General features: G+C 54.7%; 24 protein-coding genes, 1 pseudogene and 1 riboswitch. Of the genes and pseudogenes, 15 read left to right on the forward strand and 10 right to left on the reverse strand.

Annotated features, from left to right (window positions below; all coding sequences use genetic code 11):
* Positions 1-59: 59 nt before the first annotated feature.
* A complete protein-coding gene (locus H6G52_RS14675; RefSeq protein WP_190529291.1) occupies positions 60-1,466 on the forward strand; it encodes a DNA (cytosine-5-)-methyltransferase in 1,407 nt (468 codons plus the stop codon).
* Positions 1,467-1,576: 110 nt separating this feature from the next.
* On the opposite strand, the gene H6G52_RS14680 is transcribed toward H6G52_RS14675, so the two are convergent.
* The 5 genes from H6G52_RS14680 to H6G52_RS14700 all read right to left on the reverse strand — a co-directional run bounded on the left by H6G52_RS14680 (position 1,577) and on the right by H6G52_RS14700 (position 8,205).
* Complete coding sequence (locus H6G52_RS14680; RefSeq protein ID WP_190529293.1) at positions 1,577-3,139, reverse strand: sensor histidine kinase; 1,563 nt, start codon at positions 3,137-3,139, stop codon at positions 1,577-1,579.
* Between the two features lie 4 nt (positions 3,140-3,143).
* Entirely contained in the window at positions 3,144-3,695 is a 552-nt protein-coding gene (locus H6G52_RS14685; RefSeq protein WP_099532412.1) for a heme NO-binding domain-containing protein, read from the reverse strand.
* 560 nt (positions 3,696-4,255) lie between these two features.
* On the reverse strand, positions 4,256-4,522 hold the full coding sequence (locus H6G52_RS14690) for a hypothetical protein (RefSeq protein ID WP_190529295.1): 267 nt from the start codon (positions 4,520-4,522) through the stop codon (positions 4,256-4,258).
* Positions 4,523-4,563: 41 nt separating this feature from the next.
* Entirely contained in the window at positions 4,564-6,810 is a 2,247-nt protein-coding gene (gene recQ, locus H6G52_RS14695; RefSeq protein ID WP_190529297.1) for a DNA helicase RecQ, read from the reverse strand.
* A gap of 186 nt (positions 6,811-6,996) precedes the next feature.
* On the reverse strand, positions 6,997-8,205 hold the full coding sequence (locus H6G52_RS14700; protein WP_190529299.1) for an RNA-guided endonuclease TnpB family protein: 1,209 nt from the start codon (positions 8,203-8,205) through the stop codon (positions 6,997-6,999).
* 108 nt (positions 8,206-8,313) lie between these two features.
* Between H6G52_RS14700 and H6G52_RS14705 the strand changes: the two genes are divergently transcribed.
* Complete coding sequence (locus tag H6G52_RS14705) at positions 8,314-9,075, forward strand: Tfp pilus assembly protein FimT/FimU (RefSeq protein ID WP_190529301.1); 762 nt, start codon at positions 8,314-8,316, stop codon at positions 9,073-9,075.
* A gap of 31 nt (positions 9,076-9,106) precedes the next feature.
* On the opposite strand, the gene H6G52_RS14710 is transcribed toward H6G52_RS14705, so the two are convergent.
* A complete protein-coding gene (locus H6G52_RS14710; RefSeq protein ID WP_190529303.1) occupies positions 9,107-9,595 on the reverse strand; it encodes a hypothetical protein in 489 nt (162 codons plus the stop codon).
* A 300-nt stretch (positions 9,596-9,895) separates the two neighbouring features.
* Between H6G52_RS14710 and argB the strand changes: the two genes are divergently transcribed.
* Positions 9,896-10,795 carry an acetylglutamate kinase gene (gene argB / locus H6G52_RS14715; RefSeq protein WP_099532406.1) on the forward strand — a complete coding sequence of 300 codons (900 nt, stop codon included), beginning with the start codon at positions 9,896-9,898 and terminating at the stop codon, positions 10,793-10,795.
* Between the two features lie 150 nt (positions 10,796-10,945).
* The gene (locus H6G52_RS14720) at positions 10,946-12,043 is read left to right on the forward strand and encodes a Gfo/Idh/MocA family protein (RefSeq protein WP_190529304.1); all 1,098 of its coding nucleotides are present in this window, start codon (positions 10,946-10,948) and stop codon (positions 12,041-12,043) included.
* Positions 12,044-12,112: 69 nt separating this feature from the next.
* Here the strand turns inward: H6G52_RS14720 and H6G52_RS14725 are convergent, their stop codons facing one another.
* Positions 12,113-12,817, reverse strand: coding sequence for a GNAT family N-acetyltransferase (locus H6G52_RS14725; protein ID WP_242026412.1), 705 nt, complete (start codon positions 12,815-12,817; stop codon positions 12,113-12,115).
* A gap of 152 nt (positions 12,818-12,969) precedes the next feature.
* Positions 12,970-13,111: riboswitch (cobalamin riboswitch) on the forward strand.
* A 22-nt stretch (positions 13,112-13,133) separates the two neighbouring features.
* Between H6G52_RS14725 and H6G52_RS14730 the strand changes: the two genes are divergently transcribed.
* From H6G52_RS14730 to cobW, 3 genes are all read left to right on the forward strand, one after another.
* Positions 13,134-13,694: a DUF1636 domain-containing protein gene (locus tag H6G52_RS14730; RefSeq protein ID WP_370567715.1), complete on the forward strand. Its 561-nt coding sequence runs from the start codon at positions 13,134-13,136 to the stop codon at positions 13,692-13,694.
* An 80-nt stretch (positions 13,695-13,774) separates the two neighbouring features.
* The gene (locus H6G52_RS14735; protein ID WP_190529306.1) at positions 13,775-14,416 is read left to right on the forward strand and encodes a HupE/UreJ family protein; all 642 of its coding nucleotides are present in this window, start codon (positions 13,775-13,777) and stop codon (positions 14,414-14,416) included.
* Positions 14,417-14,463: 47 nt separating this feature from the next.
* Entirely contained in the window at positions 14,464-15,546 is a 1,083-nt protein-coding gene (gene cobW / locus H6G52_RS14740; RefSeq protein ID WP_190529308.1) for a cobalamin biosynthesis protein CobW, read from the forward strand.
* Between the two features lie 19 nt (positions 15,547-15,565).
* On the opposite strand, the gene H6G52_RS14745 is transcribed toward cobW, so the two are convergent.
* From H6G52_RS14745 to H6G52_RS14755, 3 genes are all read right to left on the reverse strand, one after another.
* Positions 15,566-16,111 (reverse strand): DUF456 domain-containing protein, encoded by a 546-nt coding sequence (locus tag H6G52_RS14745; protein WP_190356245.1) that lies wholly within the window; start codon positions 16,109-16,111, stop codon positions 15,566-15,568.
* Positions 16,112-16,183: 72 nt separating this feature from the next.
* Entirely contained in the window at positions 16,184-17,146 is a 963-nt protein-coding gene (locus H6G52_RS14750; protein WP_190529310.1) for an ABC transporter permease, read from the reverse strand.
* A gap of 239 nt (positions 17,147-17,385) precedes the next feature.
* Positions 17,386-18,390 (reverse strand): saccharopine dehydrogenase-like oxidoreductase, encoded by a 1,005-nt coding sequence (locus H6G52_RS14755; protein WP_190356249.1) that lies wholly within the window; start codon positions 18,388-18,390, stop codon positions 17,386-17,388.
* A 682-nt stretch (positions 18,391-19,072) separates the two neighbouring features.
* On the opposite strand from H6G52_RS14755, the gene H6G52_RS14760 reads away from it, so the two are divergent.
* The 8 genes and pseudogenes from H6G52_RS14760 to H6G52_RS14790 all read left to right on the forward strand — a co-directional run bounded on the left by H6G52_RS14760 (position 19,073) and on the right by H6G52_RS14790 (position 26,649).
* Positions 19,073-19,285, forward strand: coding sequence for a DUF2997 domain-containing protein (locus H6G52_RS14760; RefSeq protein WP_099532398.1), 213 nt, complete (start codon positions 19,073-19,075; stop codon positions 19,283-19,285).
* Between the two features lie 127 nt (positions 19,286-19,412).
* Positions 19,413-19,799, forward strand: a complete 387-nt coding sequence (locus H6G52_RS14765; protein WP_099532397.1) for a DUF1257 domain-containing protein — start codon at positions 19,413-19,415, stop codon at positions 19,797-19,799.
* Positions 19,800-20,052: 253 nt separating this feature from the next.
* Positions 20,053-20,523: a 4Fe-4S domain-containing protein gene (locus H6G52_RS14770; protein WP_370567200.1), complete on the forward strand. Its 471-nt coding sequence runs from the start codon at positions 20,053-20,055 to the stop codon at positions 20,521-20,523.
* Between the two features lie 133 nt (positions 20,524-20,656).
* On the forward strand, positions 20,657-21,241 hold the full coding sequence (locus tag H6G52_RS14775) for a GNAT family N-acetyltransferase (protein ID WP_190529312.1): 585 nt from the start codon (positions 20,657-20,659) through the stop codon (positions 21,239-21,241).
* A gap of 601 nt (positions 21,242-21,842) precedes the next feature.
* Positions 21,843-22,853 carry an ABC transporter substrate-binding protein gene (locus H6G52_RS14780; RefSeq protein WP_255508541.1) on the forward strand — a complete coding sequence of 337 codons (1,011 nt, stop codon included), beginning with the start codon at positions 21,843-21,845 and terminating at the stop codon, positions 22,851-22,853.
* Positions 22,841-25,285, forward strand: coding sequence for an ATP-binding protein (locus tag H6G52_RS14785; protein ID WP_190529316.1), 2,445 nt, complete (start codon positions 22,841-22,843; stop codon positions 25,283-25,285). The genes H6G52_RS14780 and H6G52_RS14785 overlap by 13 nt, the downstream gene beginning before the upstream one ends.
* A gap of 5 nt (positions 25,286-25,290) precedes the next feature.
* Positions 25,291-25,656: pseudogene (locus H6G52_RS19155) on the forward strand (response regulator); the annotation flags it as partial.
* A gap of 69 nt (positions 25,657-25,725) precedes the next feature.
* A complete protein-coding gene (locus H6G52_RS14790) occupies positions 25,726-26,649 on the forward strand; it encodes a sensor histidine kinase (protein WP_370567717.1) in 924 nt (307 codons plus the stop codon).
* Positions 26,650-26,675 lie beyond the last annotated feature (26 nt).

A 26,675-nucleotide genomic window follows, 5' to 3' on the forward strand; every position in this document is an offset into this window, starting at 1 on the left:
GGAATTCCGCTACCATATGGGTCGCTTGACCGCTGTTGCTGAAAGTTGACCCCCTTGCCGTGACCGTTTCCCGCCGCCCGATCGCCGTTGACCTGTTTGCCGGAGCCGGAGGGATGTCCTTAGGGTTCGAGATGGCGGGGTTTGATGTGGCGGTGGCGGTGGAAATTGACCCGATTCACTGTTTAACCCATCAGTACAACTTTCCGCAGGGGGCGGTGCTTTGTCGGAGTGCGGCGGAGGTGACGGGGGCGGAAATTCGGCAACAATTGGCGGCGGTGTTGCGGGGCGATCGCCCGAGTGATTCCGAACGGGTTCGTGATTCAGCGCTGACCAGCCGCCTAGGGCTAGAAGAACCAGAGCTGGAAATTGATGTGCTGTTTGGGGGGCCGCCCTGCCAGGGATTTTCCATGATGGGAAAGCGGGCCTTTGATGATCCGCGAAATGCCTTGATGTTCCACTTTGCTCGGCTGGTGAATGAGCTGCGGCCCAAGTATTTTGTGATTGAAAATGTGCGGGGTATGACCCTGGGCAAACATCGGGCGTTTTTGAGCGAATTAATTGAGTTATTTGCCGATTTTGGCTACCAAGTGGAAGCCAACTATCAGGTTTTGAATGCGGCCCATTACGGCGTACCGCAGGATCGCCAACGTTTGTTTCTGTTGGGGGCCCGATCGGGCTGGCCGCTGCCCAGCTATCCAACGCCCCAAACCCGCCGCCCGCCGGTTTGCAAAAGTGCCAAGCGCGATCGAACTCTGGCCCATTTGCCCATTTGCCCCACCGTGGCCGGGGCGATCGGGGATTTGCCCGACGTGGATCAATATCCCGAACTGCGATCGAGCGATTGGTTGGACTTGGGCCAACTGGCCGATCCCCCCGGCGACTATGCCCGCTGGTTACGGGGCGCATTGCGGGATCCCGCTGATTTCAGCCATCCCCGTCGATCGCCTCGATCCGGCTTGTCCGGTTGTTTGCGTACCGACCACAGCGCCGCCTCAGTGGCCCGGTTCCAAACCACGCCCCCCGGCGAAGTCGATCGGATCAGTCGCTTTTTAAAACTGCATCCTGAAGGCATTTGCAACACCCTACGGGCCGGAACCCCCAGCAATCGCGGTGCGTTCACCTCGCCCCGGCCCATTCACCCCATCCAAGGGCGTTGCATCACCGTGCGCGAAGCGGCCCGCCTCCACTCCTACCCCGACTGGTTCTGTTTCCACGGCACGAAATGGCATGGAATGCGGCAAATTGGTAACTCAGTGCCGCCCCTGTTGGCGCGGGCTGTGGCTGCCCAGGTGCGATCGTGCCTGCCGGGCGAACCCACCCTGCCCGATCGCCCCATCCCGATCGGCGATCCTCAGTGGTTGAGCTACACCATGAGCCAAGCTGCCGATTTTTATGCGGTCAGCCGCCACGCGATCGCCCCGCGTCGTCGGCAAAGGGATCAGGCCCCTGCGGAAGCACTTTCCTGAGCTGCGTTTTGCGAATTTCCCGGCTATTTCCCAGCTATTTCCTAGTTAGGATCAACCAGCTCTCTCAATTCTCAATTCTTAATTCTCAATTCTTAATTTTGGGACTACTCCTAAACCGCGCTCTTGCCTTGCAGTTGGGCCGGCTCGATCGGCAGCTCAATCACAAATTCCGTGCCCTGGCAAGGTTCCGAAATGCAGCGCAACCGGCCCCCGTGGCGTTCTGTCACAATTTTGTAGCTAATTGACATGCCCAAACCCGTGCCTCTATGGGCGGACTTTGTTGTGAAAAACGGCTCAAACATCTTCGATTGAATATCTCTGGGCATTCCGCACCCATTGTCACGAATCGAAATGCGCAGCCATCCAGAATTAATCAAAGCTGTTTCAATCCAAATTTTGGGTGATTCTCGTTTTGTGCCCGATCGCGCCGGTAACTCACAAACCTGATTATGGTCTTCCAGGGCATCGATCGCATTCGCTAAAATATTCATAAAAACCTGATTAATCTGTCCCCCATAGCAAGAAATTGGTGGCACATTACCATAGTTTCTAATAATTTCAATGTTCGAGGAAACCTTAGCTTTGTTGAGTCGGCTCTTCAGAATCATTAATGTATTATCAATACCTTCATGAATATCAAACCAATCCAGCTCACTAGCATCCAAACGTGAAAATTGACGCAACCCCTCCACAATTTCACGAATTCGCTGACTGCCAATCCGCATGGACTGAAGCACCTTTGGAAAATCATCCAAAGCAAAAGCAAGGTTTTCCAAATCCAAACTAGCCAAAGCCACAGCATCATCCAAAGAATGATCAGAATCAATGGCTTGATCTTCAGTATTTGAGCCTAATGTGGCTTCGCTCAACCAACTCCTGGATGAATTGGCATGGGATATCTCGTGCCATTCCCTTGCTCGGGGAGAGGCTTTTAATAAAACCTGACAAGCCTCTAGTAGAGCCTGAGCATAATTGAGGCAATGATCTAAGTTGCCATAAATAAAATGTAGAGGGTTATTGATTTCATGAACAATGCCTGAAATCATTTGCCCCAAAGTGGACATTTTTTCGGCTTGTACAAGTTGAATTTGTGTTTCTTTTAGCTCTTTGAGTTGTTGTTCAAGCTGGCGGGCTTGTTTTTCCGCCTTAAATCGCAAATGTTCCTGAATGGATAAAGCGTCTTTTAACTGTTCTTGGCTAGCAATCAATTGCTGATTGAGAGTTTCCACCTGCTTCACGGACATCTGGGTGGTTTGTTGCAGAAAAACCAGATCCGGGGTTACATCATGAAGCGGAAAATCTTTCAGTTGAATTCCTACATCTGTTAGTTTTTTAGCATCGATCGCGGATGGTGAGCACAGAAAAAGAAAGATTTCTGATTCCAGCAAATCCACCATCTGCCCCTTCAAAACCAAAGATAAATCTCGAGACTCCAGCAGAAAAAGGGATTGTCTTTTTTTAAGAAAGTCCTCAATGTTAATAGACATGCGAGGACGGTTAATCGAAAAATGATCCGCAAATGAGCGTCCCCTCAAGGGGTGGGGATAGATTCGATCAAGCGCCTGCCCCACCTGAACAATTTGCAGTTGATGATTGAGGGCCAAATGAAACGGAAAGAGCTGCACCAGCAACTCTGCTGAAAGGTGGAATGGGGGTAAGGGCAACTGATCCATAGCCCTAGTCAGTGGTGTAGTGGATGAGGAAGGTGTCGCATTCGTCACCCTGGGCGCGATCGGCAATTTGGGTAATTTCCACTTCCGTATCGAAGCGATCGCCCAGCCCTTCAATCAATCCCTCCACCATTGGCCCCAGACCTTGGCGAGTCGATCGATAGTGTAATTCCACCGTGTGATGGCCCACCTGATCACAGTCAAAGGACGGGGGACGAAACGCGGGAAACTGCACCCCTAGCCGCGTGTGCAAATCATCCAAATTGCCCAAAAAATCCACCAAGTTATCACCGCACATATTCATGATTTCTTGGTAGCCCGCTGTTTTGGTGTAACCCACCCAATAGTGGCCAAATTTGCGTAACAATTCCGTTGCAGAAATATCCAGAATAGTGGTCGCCGCTTGCACAATGTTGTGGGTGATGTCGTCAGGATAGGACTTCATCACAAAAAAATGCTCCTCCGAAAGCTGAGCATGGGCCATGATGTCGTCCCAAATCTCCTGGCCATATTGCTCGCACATCATCATCCGCAAGGCGCTGTTAATTAAGCCATACATAAAAATAAAGTGAAATCCTGATCTGACGGAGTAGGGAGTTTTGAGCACATGATCAGCAATTCTGCTTAATCACGTTCATTATATAAAGACGGCAGTTTTGAGCGTCAAGGGATCTTTCTGGTTATCTGAATGGTGCTCAGGAATTTATGAGATTAACTTGGTTAAAATTAATGCCTACAGTCAAAATCGGTTACGGAAACTGCCTAGCCAATCATGGTTATTTTTGAGGACTTTCGTAAGCAATCGAACATAAATTAAAAATAAAGCTTAATTATTTTCGTCAAAAAGTTTTGTGTCTGTGACATTGCGGCATCAGGTTGGCTTGGTACGGGAGGATTGGTAACGATGTTTGGCGATCTGGATCCATTCCCAGTTGAGAAATAAATGATCTGGGCGATCGTGCGATACTGCATGACTCAATGATGAATTCTTTAATTACTTCATGCTCTATTAGTGATTAAAGATGATGATGATTCACTCAGTGGCGGAGGGGTTGGCTCAAGGTTCTGCGGCAGGGTCAGCAGTTCAAGCATGGAGCGCCAGATTTCTATCTCCGTCATCTAATCTGCATCCCAAATAATTGCCTCTTGAATTTGATTCATTTCATCGATCGTTTGATCAAAGCTGCCCACTTCGATGCCCTGATCGGCATTAATATCGGCCGCAGAAAGCGTTTGGCGCTTGACTTTGCCTTTTCGCCCTGAAACAGCAATTAAATCCAGTTGGGCAATATAGACCCTCATTTGCTCAGGAGTTAGCAGTTCTTCCGGTTGATATCCCCATTGGTCTCGAATTTTTTGAAGATGGGGTTGGTTGCGATTGAGCATGATTAGATGATTAATTTCCTTAACCAAATAGAAAAAAACAGCTAATGGGCGAGTTCGTTGGCGGTTTCGGCTTCCCAGGCGGCGCGGACTAGGCGGATGTCGGCATAGGTGTAGCGCTGTTGCAAGAAGTCGTAGATTTCTGTGAGTCGTTGGGCCCCGCAATGGTCGATCGCCCGGACAATTTCTTGCTGGATCTCGGGAGCCACAAAATCATCGATGTTGATCGCGTAGCCTTTGCGGATCAGCTCTTCGATGTGGGTGACGATCGTGGTGGTGCGCAGGTTGCGGGCCTCGGCGATGTCCGCGAGGCGCTGGCCCTGTTGGTAGAGTTCCCAGGTGCTGTAGGTGGTGGTGCTGACGGCGCGGCTGGTGCGATCGCTGATGCGCTGGTCGATCGCTCTGGCCGGTGAATCCAGGTTGAATTCCTGACAAAATGCCCCGATCGCCGCCGTGAAGGTTTGGCCATATTGCTCCAGTTTGCGGCGACCGACTCCGGGCACATCGGCGAACTGCGCCAAATCCAGGGGCCGCAGCTTGGCCATGGCCCGCAGGCTGGCATCGGTGAAGACCACGTAGGGCGGCACGTTTTGCTCGTCGGCCAGTTGTTTGCGTAGTTGCCGCAGCCGATCGAACAGGGGTTGTTCTTCGGGGGCCAGGTCTTCGGTGTTGCTGGTGGGGCGATCGCGCCGTTGGGGGGGCACGGCAACCCAAACTTCTCGCTGTTTGCGCAACACTTCCCAACTGAGGGCGTTTAACCGCAAGACCCGATAGCCATCGGTGGTTTCATCGACCAAGCCTTCGTGCCGGAGCGATCGCGCCAGCAATTGCCACTGTTCCGCCGTTCGATCCTTGCCAATGCCGTAGGTCGAGAGTTCTTGATGGCCGTTGCGGAGGATCTTTTCGTTTTTGGAGCCGCGCAACACGTCGATGATGTATTGCGTGCCGAACCGCTCCCGCACTCGGGCCACGCAGGAGAGGAATTTCTGAGCCGGAATCGTCCAATCTTCCAGGGGTTTGGGATCGCGGCAGTTGTCACAGCCGTTGCAGTTGCCGGGAAAGGCTTCGCCAAAATAGCCCAGTTGGATTGTGCGGCGGCAGACGGTGCTTTCGGCATAGTCGATCGTCTGGCGCAGTTGCTGTTGGGCGATCCGCTGTTCGTTGGGGTCGGGCTTTTGGCCGATCAAATAGTCAATGCTGCGGATGTCGCCCGTGCCGAAGTAGAGGATGCAGCGGGCGGGGTCGCCATCGCGGCCGGCGCGGCCCGATTCTTGGTAATAGCCTTCCAGGTTGCGGGGCAGGTCGTAATGCACCACCAGCCGCACATCGGGTTTGTTGATGCCCATGCCAAAGGCGATCGTCGCCACCATCACCCGCACATCGTCGCGAATAAAGCGGGTTTGGTTGTCGGCGCGGCTCTCGTTGTCCATGCCCGCGTGGTAGGACAAGGCTCCGATGCCGTCCATTTGTAGCTTGCGGGTCAGCTCGTCCACCCGTTTGCGACTAAAGCAATAGACGATCGCGGAGCCATCGGTGGTACGCAACAGCCGCAACAGTTCGGGATAGGTGTTGCGATCCTTGGGCCGCACTTCGTAGTAGAGGTTGGGGCGGTTGAAGCTGGCGATGTGGATCCGTGGATCGCGCAACTGCAATTGGTGCACGATGTCTTGGCGAACGCGATCGGTGGCCGTGGCGGTCAGGGCCATGAAGGGCACGTTGGGATAGCGATCGCGCAGGCTCCAGAGTTGCCGATATTCCGGGCGGAAGTCGTGGCCCCACTCGGAGACGCAATGGGCTTCATCAATCGCGAATTGCGCCAAGCCGATCGTCTGGTGGATTCGATCGATTAGGGGCAAAAACCCTTCGGTCATCAACCGTTCGGGCGCAACGTAGACCAACTTATAGACGTTGTTCAGCAGTTCCAATTCGCGCGATCGCAACTCGGCCACGCCCAAACTGCTGTTCAGAAAGGTGGCGGAAATCCCGTTATCGCGCAGGGCGGCCACCTGGTCTTGCATCAGGGCAATCAGCGGCGACACCACCACGGTCAGGCCGGGTTGCAACAGGGCGGGCAGTTGAAAACACAGGGATTTGCCGCCGCCCGTGGGAATCACGACCAGTTGATCGCGCCCTGCCAGTGCCGCTTCCACGATGTCTCGCTGGCCGGGCCGAAAGCTGCGATAGCCAAAATATTGCTTGAGGGCCTGATCAAGGTTGGGATCGGTGACCCGATCGGGCGTTGTGGTGGGTTGCCCCGCCGTTTGGTTTGTTGTCTGACCAACCCCGATCATGTTCCTTGCCGCCACTCGCCGTGCAATTCCTTGCTGAATTTAGCCCAAAACGGCAGTCCATACCGATCTCGCTGGGGATGGGCGATCGATCTGGGGTTGGGGTTCAAGTGCGACCTGCCATAAGCCAGAAAACATACCCTGCCAATTTGACATCCTCCCCGTCCTAAAGGAGCGGGGATTCCGGCCCTAGGCAAACAACCGAAGTTGCTCGACTAGACCACGGGTTGACGCTTCATCGGCTGCTACCAGCGAACTGGATTTACGCTGGCCTCCACGTCCGTTTTGAGTCTCGGACTGCCCGCCCGCGACTTTGATATTGATGGCGGCATTCACATCGCGATCGTGAATTGCCCCGCAGTGCATACACACCCACTCGCGTACATCAAGGGGCTTCTTGCCGCCCAATTGACCACAAGATGAACAACGCTGGCTAGTCGGTTCCCATCGACTGATCACCTGGAAATCCCGCCCGTAACGGATCGATTTGCCCTCGATCATTTGGCGGAAGCTGTACCAGCCAGCATCAGAAATCGCCCGCGCCAACTTGCGGTTTTTGACCATGCCCGACACATTCAAATCTTCCAGAACGATCGCTTGGTTTTCGCGAACGATCCGGGTTGATAGCTTGTGTAGGAAGTCAGTTCGTTGATCCTTGATGCGGGCGTGAATCCGGGCCACCTTGCGTCGGGCTAGATATCGGCGCTTGCTGCCCTTAATCTTGCGGCTGAGGGATTTTTGAGCGCGGCGCAATCGCTTGAGGGATTTGGCCAGCGGCTTGGGACTTAGTACCTTTTCACCCGTGGACAGAGTGGCGAAGGTGGTTAATCCTAAGTCGATACCTACTCCATCATTGATAGCGTTCAGGGCGATCGGATCCACTTCACAGACAAACGATGCAAAGTAGCGATCGGCTGCATCCTTGATGATCGTGACCGATGATGGATCCGATGGCAGTTCTCGTGACCACTTGACCCGCACACAACCGATCTTGGCTAGGTAAACCGAGTTGGGCTTGATTGAGAATCCGTTGGTTGTGAAGCGAATGGATTGAGTTGAGTGTTTCTTTTTGAACTTCGGAAACCCAATCTTGCGACCTTTGCGCTCACCCTTCAAGCTTTTGAAGAAATTGCGAAAAGCCAGATGAGCATCTTGCAAGGATTGAACTAACGGCACAGATGCAACTTCCGATAGCCATTCACGTTCAACGGTTAGCTTGGCTTGGGTAATCACCCGTTTCTGAAGTTCAGTATCGCTAACTTTCTCCCCTTGCTGATAGAGGTCTTGACGCAATCGAATTGCATCGTTGTAGACCACACGAGCGCAACCGAACGTCTTCGCCAGCATTAATCTTTGCAGGCGATTGGGATAAATTCGGTAGCGAAATCGTGCTTTCATAACTAACATTATAAGCGGGGTTGATCAAAAAAGCCGCCCTAGAAGGGCGGGGCTTGTACCCTTTATTTTGGTCAAAATAATCACCGATGGGCTGATCTACATCCGGTCATGAACTCTTCCTTTGTGTGGCGGTGGCTTGTGCGACGATCCTGCACATCTGGGCTGCGGCCCGTTGATGATCCGGGTTCAGGATTGGCAACTGGCTCTGTGGTTGTGGGTATTATGGGTGAAGATCCGGGTTCTGGATCGGTTGCTGGCTCCGTGACTTTGGGTGATGGGCGATCGGGCTATCAAACCCAGAAGGCTTCTCACTCAATTTCAGGCTGTTTGATTTCAAATCGCTTGATGGCGGGTGACTCGGCGGTGGGGTTTACGCTGCTGGAATTGCTGATTGTGGCGGCGATGGTGGGCATCCTCAGCGCGATCGCCGCGCCCGTTTGGCTATCTTTTGCTGATAATCAACGTCTCAGCCAAGCCCAGGATGCGGCCTTTCGGACGTTGCGAATTGCCCAAGCTCGGGCCCGCCAAAATCGCCGGGTTTGGGAATTGTGTTTGCGGGACACGGGCCGATCGGTCGAGTTGGCGGTGCAGCCCGCTCGGACAGGTTTTTGTGACAATGCCCGGTGGGAACCTCTGCTGGCGGAGGCCACGGGCACGATCGGTGTGGCGATCGATGTGGATAACAGCACCCTGCGATCGCGCAGTGGCGTTTACCGAATGCAATTCCAAGGCAGCGGCTGGGTGAATGGGCAACTGGGCCGCATCACCTTCCAACTGCGCGATCGGGTGGATAGCCGCCGGAGTTGCGTGTTTGTGTCAACCCTCTTGGGTGCGTTGCGGGGCGATCGCGATCGGGCCTGCTTGCGCTAACTCGCGGGTGGTTGGCTCGCGGGCTGCTGGTTTAGTTCTTCGCTTTTTCGCTCACGCCCTGGCCCAGCTCAGGAGCCACGGGATACCAACGCCAACGCTGAAGCCGAAACCGCACTGTGGTGAACCGGGCCCGTTCCGCCACCGGGCGATCGAGCAATTGCTCCACGGGCAACACTGTGCCATCGGTCTGCACAGCCAAATTGTCCGCCTCTAGCTCCAGCATCCAATTGCCGAACCGACAGGTAACCGGTGTGATCCGAAAGCCACTCAAGGACTCGATCGGGTGGCCAATGCGCGCCCCCACACAAAACACCTCCTCCGGGGCCCGGCTCACGACCCGCAGCGCGATCGCCACTTCCTCGCGTAATTTCTCAGACTGCTCAATTAACGATTGCCACTCAGCCAGGCTGGAGGAGCCACCCGCCAAAGCAGGCTGGACTTCCCAGCCAACGGTGGCCACTCGCACAACTCCCACCAGAATGGTGATCAGCCCCAAAGTCCAATGTATGTATTTACCCATTGATCGAGAAGCAACCGCCGAGTGCCCAGACGATTACGTAGCCTCTGTTACGGTTTTAGCCCGATCGATTCAATCTCAGCCCAGTTCTCAAGAAAACCACACAGCAATTTCAGTGCGTCTGGTCACCACGATCCGATCGCCTGCCTCGTATCATGCAACCGAAGCGGGCCCCTCATCGGATTGACCCACGGGCAGCGGCCAAAGGGTGAATGAAAAACAACATGGGCAACCCTCGCCCGGCCGCCACCAACCGGTCACTCCTAACCTCCCCCAACAAACCCTCAGAGCCACTGACTGACCATGGATCACGAAAGCGAATACATCAGCAAAGCCGAAGCCACCCGGGTGCGCGTTCTCAGCGAAGCCCTGCCCTACATTCAGCAGTTTGCCGGGCGCACGGTGGTGGTGAAATATGGCGGCGCAGCCATGAAAGACGATCGCCTCAAGGACAAGGTGATTCGTGATGTTGTGTTCATGTCCTGTGTGGGATTACGTCCGGTGGTGGTGCATGGGGGCGGGCCCGAAATTAACAATTGGCTGGGCAAACTCAACATCGAGCCACAATTCCGCGACGGGCTGCGGGTAACCGACTCCGACACCATGGATGTGGTGGAAATGGTGTTGGTGGGCCGTGTGAATAAGGAATTGGTCTCGCTGATTAACCAGGCCGGCGGCATGGCGATCGGGCTTTGTGGCAAAGACGGCAACTTGGTCACCGCTCGCCAAAAGGGCAACCGCCAGGAAATTGGCTTTGTGGGCGAAGTCAACAGCATCAACATCGATGTGTTGGAACCGATGTTGAACAATGGCTATATTCCCGTGATTTCCAGCGTGGCGGCCGATGCGGACGGCCAGGCCTACAACATCAATGCGGACACGGTGGCCGGGGAGTTGGCCGCCGCCCTGGGAGCCGAAAAGATGATCCTGCTGACGGATACGGCCGGGGTGCTGCGGGACTATAAAGATCCTTCGACCCTGATCCCCAAGGTGGATATTCAAGGGGCCCGGGAGCTAATTTCCCAAGGCATTGTTGGCGGCGGCATGATTCCCAAGGTGAACTGTTGTGTTCGATCGCTGGCTCAGGGGGTGCGAGCGGCTCACATTATTGATGGCCGCATTCCCCACGCCCTTTTGCTGGAAATTTTTACGGACGCGGGGATCGGAACCATGATTGTGGCCTCCGATCTGATGAAATCTTGAACGCCTTAGGGGGCGGTTGCGGTTCTTCATAACCCTGATCCCGCAGCCATGAGATCGTGGGGGGCAAGGGGCTGCGGCCCCTTGTCTAGTATGGGTATTGCTTCAGGGAACTGTAGCAATCTGAACCGTTCTGAACTGTTTCGAGCAATCATGACCTATTCCACAAACACCCTGGGCGTGGCGATCGCCGGTACGGGGTTTGGCCAAAAAATCCATCTGCCGGTGTTGCAGCAGCACCATCGCACTCGCCCGATCGCCCTGTACCATCGCCAAATTCAAACGGCCCAGGCGATCGCCCAACGGCATCAGCTCCCCTATGCCTTCGATAGCTTTGAGGAAATGGTGGCCCTGCCGGAGGTGCAGGCGGTGATGATTTCTACGCCGCCCTTTTTGCACTACACCATGGCCCAAACGGCCCTGGCAGCCGGGAAGCATGTGCTGCTGGAGAAGCCGGTGACCATGACGGTGCAAGAGGCGATCGCCCTAGAGCATTTGGCTGCAAAAACGGGGGCGATCGTGGCGGTGGATTTTGAGTTTCGGATGGTTCCGGCTTGGCAATATTTGGCGGAACTGCTGGCGGACGATCGCGTGGGCCAAAAGCGACTGATCAAAATCGATTGGATGGCTTCCAGCCGGGCCGATGCCAGCCGGCCTTGGAATTGGTACGCCCAGCGATCGAGCGGTGGCGGGGCCCTCGGGGCGATCGGGTCACACACCTTTGACTACATCCATTGGCTGTTTGGGCCCGTGCGGCGGTTGTTTGCCCATTTGGTCACCTCCGTGCCCGTCCGACCCGACCCCAGCAGCGGCCAACTGAAACCGGTGGATTCCGATGATATTTGCCAAATCTTGCTGGAGCTGACCGATGGCACACCGGTTCAGGTCTGTTTAAGCTCCACAACCTACCAAGGGCGCGGCCATTGGGTGGAAGTCTATGGCGATCGGGGCACGCTGATTTTGGGCAGCGACAACCAAGCGGACTATATCCACGGGTTCAAGCTCTGGTATGCACCCGCAGGCGAGCCGTTGCAAGAATTGCCCGTTCCCGATCGCCTGGCGTTTCCCCAAACCTATTCCGATGGGCGGATGGCGGCCGTGTTGCGGGTGGTCGATCGCTGGGTGCAGGCGATCGATCAAGGCCAAGCGATCGCCCCATCCCTCCACGAGGGGATTGTGTCTCAGCAGCTAATGGACTTGGCCCACGAGTCCCACGATCGGGGTCAATGGGTGACGGTTCCCGATGCTTAACGGCCTTGGCTTGCGGCCACTGAACACTCTTGTTCAGCAACAACTGGCAGCCTAACATGCGCCCATGGTCTACCAATATTCGGGGTTGTTGAGAGCCTCGACACAGAAAGACCGACCCTTGATCGATCGAATCTGATCCCCCGTCAAAGATTGGGCCAACCACCCTTCTGGACGCTGTAGCGCGAAGGGGGGCGGAATCACCGCCTCCGTGACCCCTCGGAATCCCACTTTGGAGTAGAACTGGGGGTCACCGTAGGTCACGACAAGTTCTACTCCCTCCTTCGAGAGAGCATCTAAACCAAATCTGATCAACTGCTGACCAATCCCTTGGCGCTGAAAATCAGTCCGAACAGCAACGGGCGACAGAATGAAGGAATTAGTTCCATCCTCAAAGATCAGTCGTGAGAAAAAAATCCCTCCGATAATTTGGTCAGCTTCTGTGGCAACAAAGCCGTAGAAATTACTTGGGTCAGTGCTACTAATCAAGTCTTTTACCAGTCGCCCAACGATCGCTCCTTCGGACTGACCTTCAGAGTTTGTGAATGTTTGAATGAACAGTTGCTCGATTTCAACTGCATCATTGGGCTGGTATAACGACAGTTTCATGGTTGCTCCTTGCAAATGTCGAAAGTTGGAACATTGGAACATTGGAATATATGTTCGGAATATGTGTAATTTTGCGGTTAATTCAGCACCAGTTGGTTCAGCATTACCCTCTCCCAAAAGGCGATCAGAGTCGTTGAGTGATGCGTTATCAAGTGGGCAACGCTCCATAGGCGACTGGCCCCTTGAACACAGGCGTGGCGAGCGACCCCTGTTGAAATATCTTCGATCTGAACTATGCTCTTGAGATGAATCGGCCCAGCTCGATCGACGGCAGCCACAGCTAAGCCATTTGGCATTCCGTAGCCAGCCGCTGGGCAACCAGCTCGTGATTCAACTGCGGTTCTGGTGGAGACCAGCCACCAGAGGTAACGGGGAAAGTCCGGTGCAAGTCCGGCGCTGTCCCGCAACTGTGATGGGCGATCGCCCTGAGTCAGGATGCCCGCCGCGCGATGTTTACCCCTTCCACTTCTGCGAGGTTCGGACTGTGGAGTCCTCACAACTTTTGTCACCGACGGGCGAAACGCTCGCGGCCCATTCCGCATCCCCATCCGTCGTTTTCAGCCAAGCTGGCTCCGGGAAAACCAGCCCAGCACCAACAAATGGGGTCACCTCGGCCGCCTTGACCCAATCAGCCGACCAACCCGCCACCGTGCCCATGGCCCTGTTGGTTTGCACCACCTGTGCCAGCACTTGGCAAAACGGCAAGCGCGTGGGCATCAGTGGCGGTGAGCAACTGCTCGATCGCCTGCAAAGCCATTTAGCGGACGGGGCCAATGGCGCGATCGCCCTGACTCCCACCCAATGCATGAGCGCCTGTAGCCATGCCTGTGTGGTGGCCTTTGCGGCCCCCGGTAAACACAGCTATCTGTTTGGGGATTTGCCCCACGATCCGGCCCACCTGAATCAGACCGTGGAGGCGATCGCCGCCTGTGCCGATCTCTATGTCAATCGCCCCGATGGTCTTTTGGCCTGGGGTGAGCGGCCGGAACCCCTGAAAAGCGGCGTTTTGGCCCGCATTCCCCCCACCACGGTTCCGATTGCCTAGGGGCCGTTGCCCATTCCCCAGAATTCTGCATCCATCCCATATTCATCCCATCCGCCCACTAGGGCTTGGAGAAATTACCCATGCGACAAACCAAAACATTGGCATCGGTTCAAGGTCGTTTTGCTGGCGCTGTGACCGGTTTAGCCCTGCTGTTGGCTGCTCTGCCCGCATCGGCACACCACATGATGGGCGGTCAAGTGCCCAGCAACGGCTTTGAAGGATTCATGTCCGGTTTGGCTCACCCGGTGATCGGCTTGGATCACTTGGCCTTTGTGGCGGCTTCCGGCTTGGTGGCGATCGGGGCGGCCCGAGGGTGGATTGTGCCTGTGGTCTTTGCGGCGGCGGCCCTCGGCGGTACGGGGCTGCACCTGCAAAGTTGGGATTTACCCTTCCCGGAGCTGATGGTTTCCGGTTCGGTGGTGCTGTTTGGGTTGTTGCTGGCCATGGGTCGCCAACTGCCGACGGTGGCCTTGGGGGCGATCGCCCTGGTGGCTGGCCTGTTTCATGGTTATGCCTACGGTGAATCGATCGTGGGGGCGGGTATGGTTCCCCTCACGGCCTATCTGGTTGGGTTCACGGCCATTCAGCTCACGATCGCCCTCGGGGTGCGGGGGGTGGTGCAACAGTTGGCGGAAGGCTCGATCGCCCAAACCCTTCGCTACATCGGCTTTGCCATTGTGGGTGCGGGCGCGGCATTTTTAGCCTCGGCCTTGGGCGCATAGGGCCGTTCAGGACTGGAGTTCAAGGACTGAATTCAACACCAATAACCATGCACAAAATTCCCGTTACCGTTGTCACCGGCTTTTTGGGCGCGGGCAAAACCACGCTGCTGCGCCATTTGTTGCAAAATCCCCAAGGCCGCCGGATTGCCGTGCTGGTGAATGAGTTTGGCGAAGTGGGGATTGATGGGGACTTGCTGCGATCGTGCCAAGTCTGTGATGAGGAAGATGCGACCGACCCCAATAACGGCCCCAGCAACGTGATTGAGCTGACCAATGGTTGCTTGTGCTGCACGGTGCAAGAGGAATTTTTGCCGACGATGCAACAGTTGCTCGATCGCCGGGAAGATATCGATTGCATTGTGATTGAAACTTCGGGGCTGGCGCTGCCCAAGCCGTTGGTGCAGGCCTTTCGCTGGCCGGAAATCCGCACGGGGGCGACGGTCGATGGCGTGATTGCCACGGTGGACTGCGAAGCCCTGGCGGCTGGTCGGGTGGTGGGCGATGTGGCCGCGTTGTTGGAGCAACGGGCCGCCGATGACAGCCTGGAGCACGAAACCCCGATCGAGGAGTTGTTTGAAGATCAGCTCGCCTGTGCTGATTTGGTGTTGTTGACCAAGTGCGATCAAGTGGCCCCGGCGGATGTGGCCCGGGTGGAAGCCTGGCTGAAGCAGGAGTTGCGACCCGGGGTGAAGATTGTCCGTTGCCAGCGGGGGGCGATCGCGCCGGAACTGCTGTTGGGCTTCAATGCGGCGGTGGAAGATAACCTAGCCGATCGCCCCAGCCACCACGACCATCACCACCATGACCACGATCATGACGATGAGCATGATCACGATCATGACCATGATCATGACGACGACATCAGCGCGATTGCCCTCACCCTCGGAACCGTGGAGCCTCGCGCCCTGGTGCAACGCCTAGAGCGGCTGGTTCAGGAGTGGGAAATCTACCGCATCAAGGGATTTGCCGATGTGGCTGGCAAGCCGATGCGGTTGGTGGTGCAAGGGGTGGGGCCGCGGTTCGAGACCTTCTTCGATCGCCCCTGGCGGCCCGATGAAGCGCGATCGACCCAATTGGTGATCATTGGTCGTGATTTGGATCGATCGGCGATCGCGGCGGCCATTGGATAAGGCTAGGCTCGGGGAAAAGTTACATCGCCTGATTCCAGGTCGTGCCCACAAACACGATCGCCGCCATCAGGGCCAACAGTCCTTGAATCACGTTGCCAATGATGGATCCCAACAGGATGCCCAAAGCCGCCTTTAGGGAAACTTTGAAGCGGGGCACGAGTGGTATGGTACGCCGGTAGAGCATTTCCCCCACCACGGCCCCCAACACCGGCCCCAACAAAATGCCTGCCAAAGGCCCTCCGATCGGGAGGGCCGGCAACAGGCCAAAGAACCCCAACAGCAACCCCACGATCGAGCCAATTTGCCCCCACTGGCTGGCTCCGGCCTTTTGTGCGCCAATGATGCCCGCCAGGTTGTCGATTAACAGGCTCAAGACCAACACGGCGATCGACACCCACAGGGCCGTGGTCACCAGGGCCCAGCCCTTGACGGCTCCCCAAATCACCACGGCCAACACCACCAAACTGGGCCCCGGAATGGCGGGGATGAAGGATCCCAAAACGCCCACCAAGGCCATGGCGATTAAGCCCAAATACAAAATTGTCTGACCTGTCTGCCCGTCCATGTTGAGTTGCGAATTGAGCTGCGAGTTGGTTGGTGAATTTGGGCGAGTTAATCGGGTTGGGATGACAACGGGCTAGCGATCGAGCCGCACCCTCGGATCCAAAACTCCGTAGAGTCCATCCGCAATCAGATTGAACAGCACAATCAAAATCGCATAGATAAACGCGATCGCCATCACCACGGGCGTATCGTTGCGCTGGATGGAGTCCACCAGCAAAGAGCCAATGCCCGGCACACGGAACACCTGCTCCGTCACGATCGCCCCCGTGAACACCGCTGGCACATCGAGCGCCACCAACGTCACCACGGGAATCAAGGCATTGCGCAAAATATGCCGCCCCACCACGATCCATTCCGGCAGTCCCTTCGCCCGAGCCGTGCGCACATAGCCCTGATAGACCTGTTCCAGCACCGAAGCGCGGGTGAACCGCATCAGGCCGGCCGTTTGAAACAGGGCCAACACCCCGATCGGCATCATGGACTGCTTGATCTGCTCTCCCAGGCTAGCGAAATCCACCACTTGCAGGTTGCTGTCATAGATAAAGGGCAGCCAGCGCAGTTGCACACTGAACAGCAAAATCACCAGCAAGCCCGTGAAAAAGGGCGGCAAAGAAAAGCCAATGAAGGAAATGAGCGTGGCCGTGCGATCAACCCAGCCATGGCGCTTGAGGGCGGCAATTAGCCCCAACGGCAGGGCAATGAGAGCGCTGAATCCATAGGCCACCCCCACCACGGCCAGGGTGGTGGGTAACCGTTGGCCAATCAATTCCAAAACGGGCACTCGACTCACGAAGGAGTAGCCTAAGTCGCCCCGTAGCAGGGACAGCAGCCACTTGACATAGCGGATATGAACGGGTTGATCCAGCCCCAGGGAGGCGCGAATTTGCGATCGCACCTCGGGGGAGAGGGCCCCGTTGGCGGCAAATTCACCCAAGGGGTCGCCGGGGGCCAGGGCCAGGATGCCAAAAATAATCAAACTGATGGCGAGCAGCGTTGGAATTGCCACCCCAATTCGTCCGAGGAAGTAGCGCCCCATGGGTTTAGTCGCGATTGACCCGGCTGATGGATCGAGTGATTGAATCGAGTGATTGAATCGAATGCCTGAATTGAATGACTGAATTGAACGATTGATCAGGGCATTGACCAACGTTCAAAGTTCAGAGTTCAAAGTTCAGAATTCAGACCGATGATAGGCCCTTGGAGCCGATCGCCCCGTAGCCAGCGAGACCCGCCGTGCAGATCGCTTTGGGCGGGTCTCGCTTGGCCAAATCGGCCTTAACGGACAAATTGGGGCATGATTTCAGCGGCGGTGAACAGGCCAAACTGCCCGCGCCGTTGCAGGGAAACGCCGGCCTTCAGGTAACCAAAGGCGGGGCCGCAAACGTTGGCGGCCATGCTGGTTTCGTCGCCGAGGGTGAAGGTGTGGGTGGAGATTTTGCCCTCGAAGGTGCGGCCCGTCACTTGCACATTGGTGCTGAGGGGTTTCTTGGCGTTGCGCGTATCCACCACACCACCGACGGTGACCCGATCGCGGCTGCAAATGCCCGCCAGTTCCAGCATCAGATCATCGGCATGTTCCATGTTTTCCAAGGATAGGATGCCGTTGGTGGTGTCGAGCAGGGCTTCGACTTCCGCATCGGTCATCAGGCGGGCCCGCTCGGTGTCATAACCGGGCATGTGGGCGATGTCTTCGCGGATGGTGGCGCGGTAGGCTTCCCAGTTGGCGATGCCGACTCCGAAGGTGATTTTGACGCTGTGAACTTCGGCGTAGCTTTGGGCGGCGATCGTGGCGGCGGCGGTCAACAGGCCGGGAGTGGCTCCGCAACCGGTGAGGTAGGTGATGCCAGCGTTGGCGAGCCGATCGCCCAGGGCCAGGATCTGTTCCATGGCGCTGGTGCGTTTGAGGGCATCCACCAACACGCCGCGCCAACCGGAGGCGATGATTTGTTCGACAACCTCGGCCATGAAGGTGTTGGGCAGGTTGGGCAGGGCCAGGAAGAAGCCATCGACGTTACCCTTGGCGGCTTCGATCGCCTCGATGATGCTGGTGGGGCTGAGGGAGCCGCCGGGCAGATGGCCCACGGAACCCCGATCGCGGTAGGTGGCGATCGCCCGATCGGGATCTAGCCCCTCGGGGCTGTAGGCAAAGCCATCGCGATCGACCGCTGCCACCAACAGCATTTCGCGCTTGGGAGCCAGCACCCGCGCCGCCGCTTGGCCCAAACCGCCAAAGCCCATCACCCCAACCCGAATTGCGCCGGTCTTGTCCGAATTCACCATTTGCGCCGATGCCAAGTCCACAACCGAATGACTCATAACGGAATCCCCAAACTGAACGGGTCAATCAACTTCCAACAAATTCCCACAATACAGATTCCAACAAATTCTCAGTGCGGGAAAACGCTGGAAAAAGATAACCCCCAATCATTGCAGTGATCGGTAAATCTCAGCAATCGCGATCGCCGGGCCACCTGCTTGGACTCGGCGGGTTTCGATCGAGATTGCCTAGGCGGTGGGTTGCCCAAACCGGTAGCTGACAATACTTTCGAGCGATAAATGGTGGGCGCTCAATGGCCGATCGATTGCCCCAAACCCTTGCCAATGCGTCCCTTGACTGCGATCGGAAGTTACGCCACACTATCAAAAAGGCAAAGTCAGCGCTCCTATTCAATTTAAACAATTGTCAAGAAGCGTCTCGAAATGGATCGTTTTTTGGACGATCCGAATCGATCGACTCTCGATCGATATTTCAGACCCTCGGTAACTCGGTGAAATCCCGATTCTAAAAAGACCATGGTTTGCTCGGTTGGCGCTTTCTGCGGCCCGGAACTCCTCCGTTGGGTTCCCCGTTGCGAAGCGATCGCCCGAGTCAGTGCTCAAACACCGGTACGAGTTATCCCGCTTGGGAACTTGTGCAAAGGCCTTGAGACCGCCTGTTGGCCGCCTAGTCTGGAAACCCTGCATGGAAACCCTGGAATTCATCATTTACCCCGATGGTCGGGTACAGGAGAAAGTCACCGGTATCATCGGGGCCTCCTGTGCCGAAGTGACCGCCGCCATCGAAGCACAACTGGGGCGGGTCATCAGCCGCGAGGTAACTTCCGAAAACTTTGCTCGGGCCCAAGCGGATCGCGAGGCCTCGATCGAAGCCCAAACAACCTTCAGCGAGTGGTAGCACTCTGGGATTTCTAAGGCGCAGCTTTCGAGCCATTCGGGAGCGGCGCTTTAAAAATTTCAGCCGCGCTTGCTCCGGGGGGTCTGCATCGTTCAACCCGTTCAGATCGCTGTTAACGAAAACCACCATGTCGCACTTTAGCCAAATCAAAACGCAACTTCGCAACCTGACTTCCCTGAAAGCCGCCCTGACGGATCTGGGCATGGATTGGAAAGAAGGCCCCGCCACCGTGCGTGGTTATCAGGGGCAAACGGAAACCGCCGACGTGGCGATCGAACAGCCCAACGGCTATGACATCGGCTTTGCCTGGAACGGTCAGGAATATGCCTTGGTGACCGATATGCAATTTTGGCAACTGAACGGCTCGGTCGATCGGTTCCTGAAGCAAGTGACCCAGCGCTATGCCTTCCACACCGTGATCAACAGCGGTGCTGAACAGGGCTTCCAAGTGGCCGAGCAGGTCAAGAATGAGGACGGATCGATCCGTCTGGTGTTGCAACGCTGGAATGGTTAAGGTTCGTTAAGGGAGAGGCTTTGATCCTTTCTGCGCAACGACTCAACCGGCCGCGTCGTCTCCATTGTCTAGCGCTGGCTTTGCCCAAAGCAGTGGCGATCTCGCCAGATTTTCTCGCTTGCGATCGGGGCAGGTTCTCAGAGTCCAAACTCGGAACTTGCCCCGATTTGTTTTTTCCGATTGTCGGCTTGCTATGCCACTAGAGGCAGGAAAAATCATGGATCAGGAACCACAAGCACCAATGGAATCCGCAATGGGATCCGCAATGGGATCCACCGACCTGGGGGTCAACAATGACGCGGGCCCCGGGTTTGCGCCAGAGCTGGGCGGTGCATTGCGTGGTCTGGGCGATCGCACCGGATTGGAGCCGGAGCTAGGCGGCCTGGTGCGCCAAAAGGGCGTGTATGTGGACGAAATTACCTGCATTGGCTGCAAGAACTGCGCCCACGTGGCCCGCAACACCTTTTACATTGAGCTGGAATATGGCCGGGCCCGAGCCATTCGCCAAGACGGCGACCCCGAGGAATTGATCCAGGAGGCGATCGACACCTGCCCGGTGAACTGCATCCATTGGGTTCCCTTTGCGGAGCTGAAGCGTCTTGAAGAAGAACGGCGCTATCAAGAAATTCCCACGGCGGGCTTCCCGATCGATAAATCCGTGATTGCGGCTAATTTGCGTCGTCGCAAGGAAGCGGCCAGAAAACGGCGATCGGAACAGGGTTGATCAACGATTGCAACCCACCATTACAACCGACGATTACAACCCACCATCACGAGCCTGAGTCCACGATTTAATGGTCGATCGCCCCTGACCCACGGGCTGGCCCCGTTTCCCGAAGCTCTTGTTTCCCGAAGCTATGGTTCCTGAACCGCGAGTGAATGAACCCAGGGCCGATCGATCGCAGGTGGATCCTCCCAGGGTCGATCGACTCAGGGCGATCGTCATTCGTCCTGGCTTGCCCAGCGACGCAGCGGCAATTGCCCGACTTTTTCACGATACTGTGCGAGAAATTAACAGCCGTGACTACAGCCTCTCGCAGGTGAAAGCTTGGGCCCCGGATGATTTGTCGTTTCGTAACTGGGCTGAACGCAGCCAAACCCGCTGGACAATCGTGGCTGAAGATCGGTCAGTACCCGATCGCTACCTGATCGCGGGTTTCTGTGAACTGGAACCCGATGGGCATATTGATTGCTTCTACTGCCACAAAAACTATCAACGCTGTGGTTTGGGTCGGCAGCTTTACCAGGCTTTAGAAACTGAAGCACTCGATCGTTCTCTTCAACAATTGCAAGTTGAATCCAGCATCACAGCGCGCCCTTTTTTTGAAGCGATGGGCTTTATTATGCTCTCTCCCCAGACCGTAAGTGTTCGAGGCGAAAGTTTTGTGAATTACAAGATGGTTAAAGCGCTCAGCCCAACTCCCAAAGGCAGCATAACCTAAGATTTAAACAAGCGAAATCTGCATCTCTGCCATGCGATCTTTTGATGACAATTCGAGAATTAATCACTAATAACTTTGTGATTGAAAAATGAAAAAATTAGTTGATTAATTTCAATTAAATCAACTAATTTTTGATCTGAGAATCATAGAGCAAATACTGATTGTTGATTCCTGAATTGGGGACTTAATTATAAATTTTGTCAACTGCTGGGATCGGATTCTAGCAATGGAGAAACGGGCGTGCTACCTTGAAAGTCCGGAAAAACTCGTAAATTAGTTCGAGCATTTCGAAGCATTACCCCTGCCCATGACCTGTCTCTGTCACGATCTTGCCCCCCTGATCCCGATACGTTGGTATCAATTTAAACCAGAAAATCTGTATTGATCAATCCTGGTTGTTCCGGCATTGCTTGTAAAGCGGCCTGTGCAAGCTAAATCCTGAGACTATGAATCAGAGAAAAAATAAAATAATCCTAAAAAAGTTGAATTGCCATCTGTTGTTGTGGTTCGGTCTGAATGACCGATCGGCCCTCGGCTCAGAGTGAGCCTGCCACTCGCTGCTCCTATCCTCTTCATTGCTGAAACTGATGGCCCCAAAATGATGGTTCTCCAAAAATTTCGACCCAAACGGTTCCCACAATTTCTGTTGGTTTGTGCATTTGTTCTGAGCCTGGTGATTCATGGCTGCTTGGCCGGTGGAAATCGCGAGCTGCCGACCTTGCGAGTAGGGATGAATAATTGGCCCGGCTACATGATTGCCCTCTACGCCAAAGAAGCGGGCCTCTTCCAAAAGCGCGGTCTCCAGGTGGAGTTAGTGCGCTTCACCAATCAGCAAGATAATATTCGGGCTACCATTCGCGGCTCGTTGGATGCCAGTTTTGTGCCCCTGTGGGAGGCAATGCAGGTAGACCCGGGGAACGATCGCCCGGCCTATGTGATGGTGGCGGACATTTCCCACGGTTCCGATGGGATTGTGGCGCGATCATCCGTGCCCTCGGTGAAAGATTTGCGGGGCAAAACCGTGGCGGCCAAGTTGGGAACCGTCAGCCATCTGATCTTGCTAGAGGCTTTGCAGTCTCAGCAACTGAAGCCAACGGACGTGAAAATTAAAGACGTTTCCAACGATATTGCCGTGCAGTTGTTGTCCAAAGGCGAAGTGGATGCGGCGGTGGTTTGGGAACCATTGCTGAGCGAAACGGCGGTCAAAATTAAAGGTAAAGTGATTTTTACCACCAAAGATGTGGATAGTTTGGTGATTGATGGATTGGCCACGCGGGCTAGCTTTGCGGCGAATCATCAAGCGGAATTAACCCAACTCATGTTGGCTTGGTTGGATGCGATTCATGCGGTGGATACCCAGCCCGATCGCGTGTTTGCCAGCATTGCGCGTCAGTTGGGCCAAACGCCAGAATCCGTTGCTAAGGACTACTCCGGCCTACTAAAGGGTGGAGTTGAATTGAATCGCCGGATGTTTGAGGGTCGTCTTGAAGCCGCTAAAAATGAAATTGTGCAGTTGCTGAAGTTAGACCCGCGCCATCGCCAGGTTATTCGTGAAGATATTGAGTTTGATCGTGGGCCGATGATGACTGCAATTGAACAATGGAAACCCTAATTTCAAGCCAAAACCCCGACCAAAAGTCCGGGACAATCATCATTACCCCATCGCCCAAATCTCCCAAAGCGGTTGCCCCTGCCCGCAGCCTGGCTCGGCAGCTCCTCAGCAAGCTAGGAATTTCCCTGATGGCGATCGGGGTGTCCATTTTGGGCGTGAACTATCACCTCATTTCAGCCCAATTGCAAAACCAAATGGGCAAGCGGGCCTTTGCCATTACCCAAGGGTTGCAGTTTGCGACGGAAGGACTGCTGGAAATTAGCCAAGAGAGCATTTTGCGGCGAGTGGTGCAAAATTATGCCACCTTGCCAACGGTGTTGGAAATTGCCATTTTGCGACCCGATGGCACGGTTTTAACCCATAGTTCCGGCTTCCTAGAAAACCAAGCCTATGCTGCGAAATATCCTGCCCTGGCGGAACCGATTCAAGGGGCAGCCGCTTCGGGGGTCGAAGCCAGTTATCCCATGCAATTGCAGGGGCGATCGGTGTTGGTGAGCCTGATGCCCTTTAGCAGCACGCTTTTTCAGGTGCAAGGGAAACGAGGGTTGGCCGTGGTGATGCTGGATCAAGAGCAAACGGCCTTGGAAATTCGCCAGAGTTTTTTGACTTCCATGGTGACTTGGGGGGCTGGCATCATTGGCATTTTGGGTTTGGGAACTTTGCTGTTGCAGCGCCTGGTGTTGCGGCCTTTGAATCAGCTTCAGCAGGCGATCGGGGTTAGCCAAGCAGGCATGACTTTCACCTTGCCTCCGCAAATGCCTGACCATGAAATCGGCTTTTTGGCAAAAACATTTGAGCAGATTTTTACCCAAAATATTGCCTTGCTAAATCAAGCCCAACAGCAAACAGTGGCCCTGGCCAAAGCCAAAGAGGCGGCGGACGTGGCTAACACGGCCAAGAGTGAATTTTTGGCCAATATGAGCCATGAATTGCGAACACCGCTGAATGGCATTTTAGGCTATGCCCAAATCCTTCTGCGATCGCGCACCATGACCGAAAAGGAGAAGCATGGGTTAACGGTAATTTACCAATGCGGCTCCCATCTGTTGAATTTGATTAATGACATTTTAGATCTGTCTAAAATCGAAGCGCGAAAGCTAGAAATTTTGCCCGCTCCGGTGAATTTTCCAGCATTTTTGCAAAGTGTGATCGAAATTTGCAAAATCCGTGCCGAACAGAAAGAACTGAATTTTATCTATGAAGCCGATCGCCCTCTACCGGAGGGGTTGCTGTTGGATGAAAAACGCCTGCGCCAGGTGTTGATTAATTTGTTGGGCAATGCCATCAAGTTCACCGATGCGGGATCGGTGACGTTGCAGGTGCAATGGGTCGATCGCCCCGTGGAAACCGCCGCAAACCCCCACCAACCAGCACAACCTTGCTTGCGGTTCGTGGTGAAAGACACGGGCATTGGCATGAGTGCCGATCAGTTGGGGCGTTTGTTCACGGCCTTTGAGCAGGTGGGCGATCGCCGCAGAAATGCCGAAGGAACTGGTTTGGGTTTGGCCATCAGCCAGCAAATGGTGCAGTTGATGGGCGGAACCATTCAAGTACAAAGTACCTTGGGCGTGGGGAGTGTTTTTTCGTTCCAGTTGTCATTCCCAGAAACTGATCGCTGGCAAGTGCCGTTGCTGGAGTCCCACAGTCAATTGGTGGTGGGCTATGAGGGGGCGAAGCGCAATTTGCTGATTGTGGACGATCGCCCCGAGAATCGATCGGTGCTGGTGGCATTTCTAGAGCCGCTGGGATTTGGTTTGGTCGAAGCGGAAAATGGGCAAGCGGCCTTGAACTATTTGCGATCGCAGATTCCCAATCAACTCCCAGATTTGGTGATTACGGATTTAGCCATGCCTGTGATGGATGGCTTTGAAATGCTGAGAAAAGTCCGCAATGATCCGCTACTCTGCCATTTGAAAATCTTGGTTTCTTCCGCTTCTGTGACGCAACTTGATCGCCAAACTAGCATCGAAGCGGGCGGTGATGACTTTCTGACTAAGCCAGTGTCAATGGCAAATTTGCTGGACAGTTTGCAGCGCCATTTGGGCGTGGTTTGGCGCTATGAATCGGAGGATGTTGCTGCGGGTTCTCAGTCCACAGCAGCCCATTTAACAGATGAATTCACTGAACAAAAAGTCATTCATTTACCCGATCGGGCAACCCTGGAAAATCTGCTAGATCTGGCCCAGCGGGGACGCTTAAAACAACTCTTGGCAGTCATTGACCCCCTGCAAACCCAAGATCCGCAACTGCAATCCTTCTGGAAGGAATTGCGATCTTTGGCGAAAACCTTCCAAGCGGAACGGATTGAAACCCTGCTGCAAACGGCCCTGGCCAGTCAAGATCAATCGCTGCCCAGCGAAGATCACACTGAGCCGGCCATTGCTGGGTCAGCCATTACCAGTCAGCCATCAACCTTTGGAGAGTTCTCATGACCAATATGCTATCGGGTTTGATTTTGATTGTGGATGATACGCCAACGAATTTGGATGTGGTTTGTGAAGCATTGAGCGATGCGGGACTTGAGGTGGCCATTGCCACCAGCGGTGAACGGGCGCTGCAGCAGGTGCAGCGAGAACTGCCGGATTTGATTCTCTTGGATGTGATGATGCCGGGAATTGACGGGTTTGAAACTTGCCAGCGCTTGAAGGCCGACCCCTTGACTCGATCGGTGCCAATTATTTTTATGACCGCGCTTTCGGATACGGATAGCAAAATTAGGGCCTTAGACTTAGGAGCCGCTGATTACATCACGAAGCCCTTTCAAGAACAAGAGGTGCTCGCAAGGGTCAAAACCCATTTGCAAATTCGATCGCTGACCAAAGAATTAGAACAGGATTTGGATCAAAAAAATGCGGCTCTGCAAGCTTCCCAATTGCACCTAATTCAAAGTGAAAAAATGTCTGCCCTGGGAAACCTGGTGGCAGGGATTGCCCATGAAATTAATAACCCGATCGGGTTTTTACGGGGCAGCATTGAGCACATTCAAGACTATTTGGAAGATTTGATGGAGCATTTGGACTGTTATCAACAGACCTACTCGGAAGCGAGTGCCCAAATTTTGGATCATGCGGAAGATATTGAGCTGGACTTAATTCGCGAAGACTTGCCCAACATTCTGGATTCTATGAAGGCCGCTAGCCATCGCATCGCAGAAATTAGCACCAGTTTGCGAACTTTTTCGCGATCGGATAGTGATAATGAAGATGCTCAGGTGTTGGCAGATATCCATGAGGGCTTGGATAGTACCTTGTTGATTTTGAAATATCGCCTGAAAGCGAGCGATCGCCGCCCAGAAATTTTGGTTCAAAAACTGTATGGGAACTTGCCGGAAGTGCCTTGCTTTCCGGGACAGCTCAACCAGGTTTTTATGAATTTGTTGGCCAACGCGATCGATGCCTTCGATGAAGCCACCCATCAACAATCCTTTATGGAATTGGCAACTCGGCAGCCAACCATCACGATCGAAACCCTCCTAGCACCCGATCAACAATCGGTGGAAATTTGGATTCGTGATAATGCCTTTGGAATGAGTGAAGCGGTGCAGCAGCGCATTTTTGATTGGGCTTTCACGACCAAAGGCGTGGGGCGCGGCACGGGGTTGGGTTTGGCGATCGCCCGCCAAATTGTGGTCGATCGACATCAGGGCGAACTGACAGTGAACTCAACCTTGGGAGAAGGCAGCAGTTTCTGTTTGCGGTTACCGCTGCCCTCAATGTTTTCTGATCTGACTTGGGGCAGTGGCGCGATGATGGGAGGGGTGTCGCCCAGTTCCCTGGTGGAGTCCCGTTGTTTTTGAGGGCCACCGTTTTTGCTCAATTAACC

It is taken from the genome of Limnothrix sp. FACHB-881 (assembly GCF_014698135.1).
In the GTDB taxonomy this organism is placed as follows: Bacteria; Cyanobacteriota; Cyanobacteriia; order CACIAM-69d; family CACIAM-69d; genus CACIAM-69d.

Bases quoted from the DNA above. Each gene is read 5' to 3' on its own strand.
- H6G52_RS14755 (WP_190356249.1), bottom strand. From the start codon at position 18,390: ATGGTGAATTCGGACAAGACCGGCGCAATTCGGGTTGGGGTGATGGGC.
- H6G52_RS14705 (WP_190529301.1), top strand. From the start codon at position 8,314: ATGAACTCTTCCTTTGTGTGGCGGTGGCTTGTGCGACGATCCTGCACA.
- H6G52_RS14700 (WP_190529299.1), bottom strand. From the start codon at position 8,205: ATGAAAGCACGATTTCGCTACCGAATTTATCCCAATCGCCTGCAAAGA.
- H6G52_RS14760 (WP_099532398.1), top strand. From the start codon at position 19,073: ATGGAAACCCTGGAATTCATCATTTACCCCGATGGTCGGGTACAGGAG.
- H6G52_RS14735 (WP_190529306.1), top strand. From the start codon at position 13,775: ATGCGACAAACCAAAACATTGGCATCGGTTCAAGGTCGTTTTGCTGGC.
- H6G52_RS14725 (WP_242026412.1), bottom strand. From the start codon at position 12,817: ATGGAGCGTTGCCCACTTGATAACGCATCACTCAACGACTCTGATCGC.
- H6G52_RS14750 (WP_190529310.1), bottom strand. From the start codon at position 17,146: ATGGGGCGCTACTTCCTCGGACGAATTGGGGTGGCAATTCCAACGCTG.
- cobW (WP_190529308.1), top strand. From the start codon at position 14,464: ATGCACAAAATTCCCGTTACCGTTGTCACCGGCTTTTTGGGCGCGGGC.
- H6G52_RS14685 (WP_099532412.1), bottom strand. From the start codon at position 3,695: ATGTATGGCTTAATTAACAGCGCCTTGCGGATGATGATGTGCGAGCAA.
- H6G52_RS14780 (WP_255508541.1), top strand. From the start codon at position 21,843: ATGGTTCTCCAAAAATTTCGACCCAAACGGTTCCCACAATTTCTGTTG.
- recQ (WP_190529297.1), bottom strand. From the start codon at position 6,810: ATGATCGGGGTTGGTCAGACAACAAACCAAACGGCGGGGCAACCCACC.
- H6G52_RS14745 (WP_190356245.1), bottom strand. From the start codon at position 16,111: ATGGACGGGCAGACAGGTCAGACAATTTTGTATTTGGGCTTAATCGCC.
- H6G52_RS14775 (WP_190529312.1), top strand. From the start codon at position 20,657: ATGGTTCCTGAACCGCGAGTGAATGAACCCAGGGCCGATCGATCGCAG.
- H6G52_RS14690 (WP_190529295.1), bottom strand. From the start codon at position 4,522: ATGCTCAATCGCAACCAACCCCATCTTCAAAAAATTCGAGACCAATGG.
- argB (WP_099532406.1), top strand. From the start codon at position 9,896: ATGGATCACGAAAGCGAATACATCAGCAAAGCCGAAGCCACCCGGGTG.
- H6G52_RS14710 (WP_190529303.1), bottom strand. From the start codon at position 9,595: ATGGGTAAATACATACATTGGACTTTGGGGCTGATCACCATTCTGGTG.
- H6G52_RS14785 (WP_190529316.1), top strand. From the start codon at position 22,841: ATGGAAACCCTAATTTCAAGCCAAAACCCCGACCAAAAGTCCGGGACA.
- H6G52_RS14680 (WP_190529293.1), bottom strand. From the start codon at position 3,139: ATGGATCAGTTGCCCTTACCCCCATTCCACCTTTCAGCAGAGTTGCTG.
- H6G52_RS14765 (WP_099532397.1), top strand. From the start codon at position 19,413: ATGTCGCACTTTAGCCAAATCAAAACGCAACTTCGCAACCTGACTTCC.
- H6G52_RS14720 (WP_190529304.1), top strand. From the start codon at position 10,946: ATGACCTATTCCACAAACACCCTGGGCGTGGCGATCGCCGGTACGGGG.
- H6G52_RS14770 (WP_370567200.1), top strand. From the start codon at position 20,053: ATGGGATCCGCAATGGGATCCACCGACCTGGGGGTCAACAATGACGCG.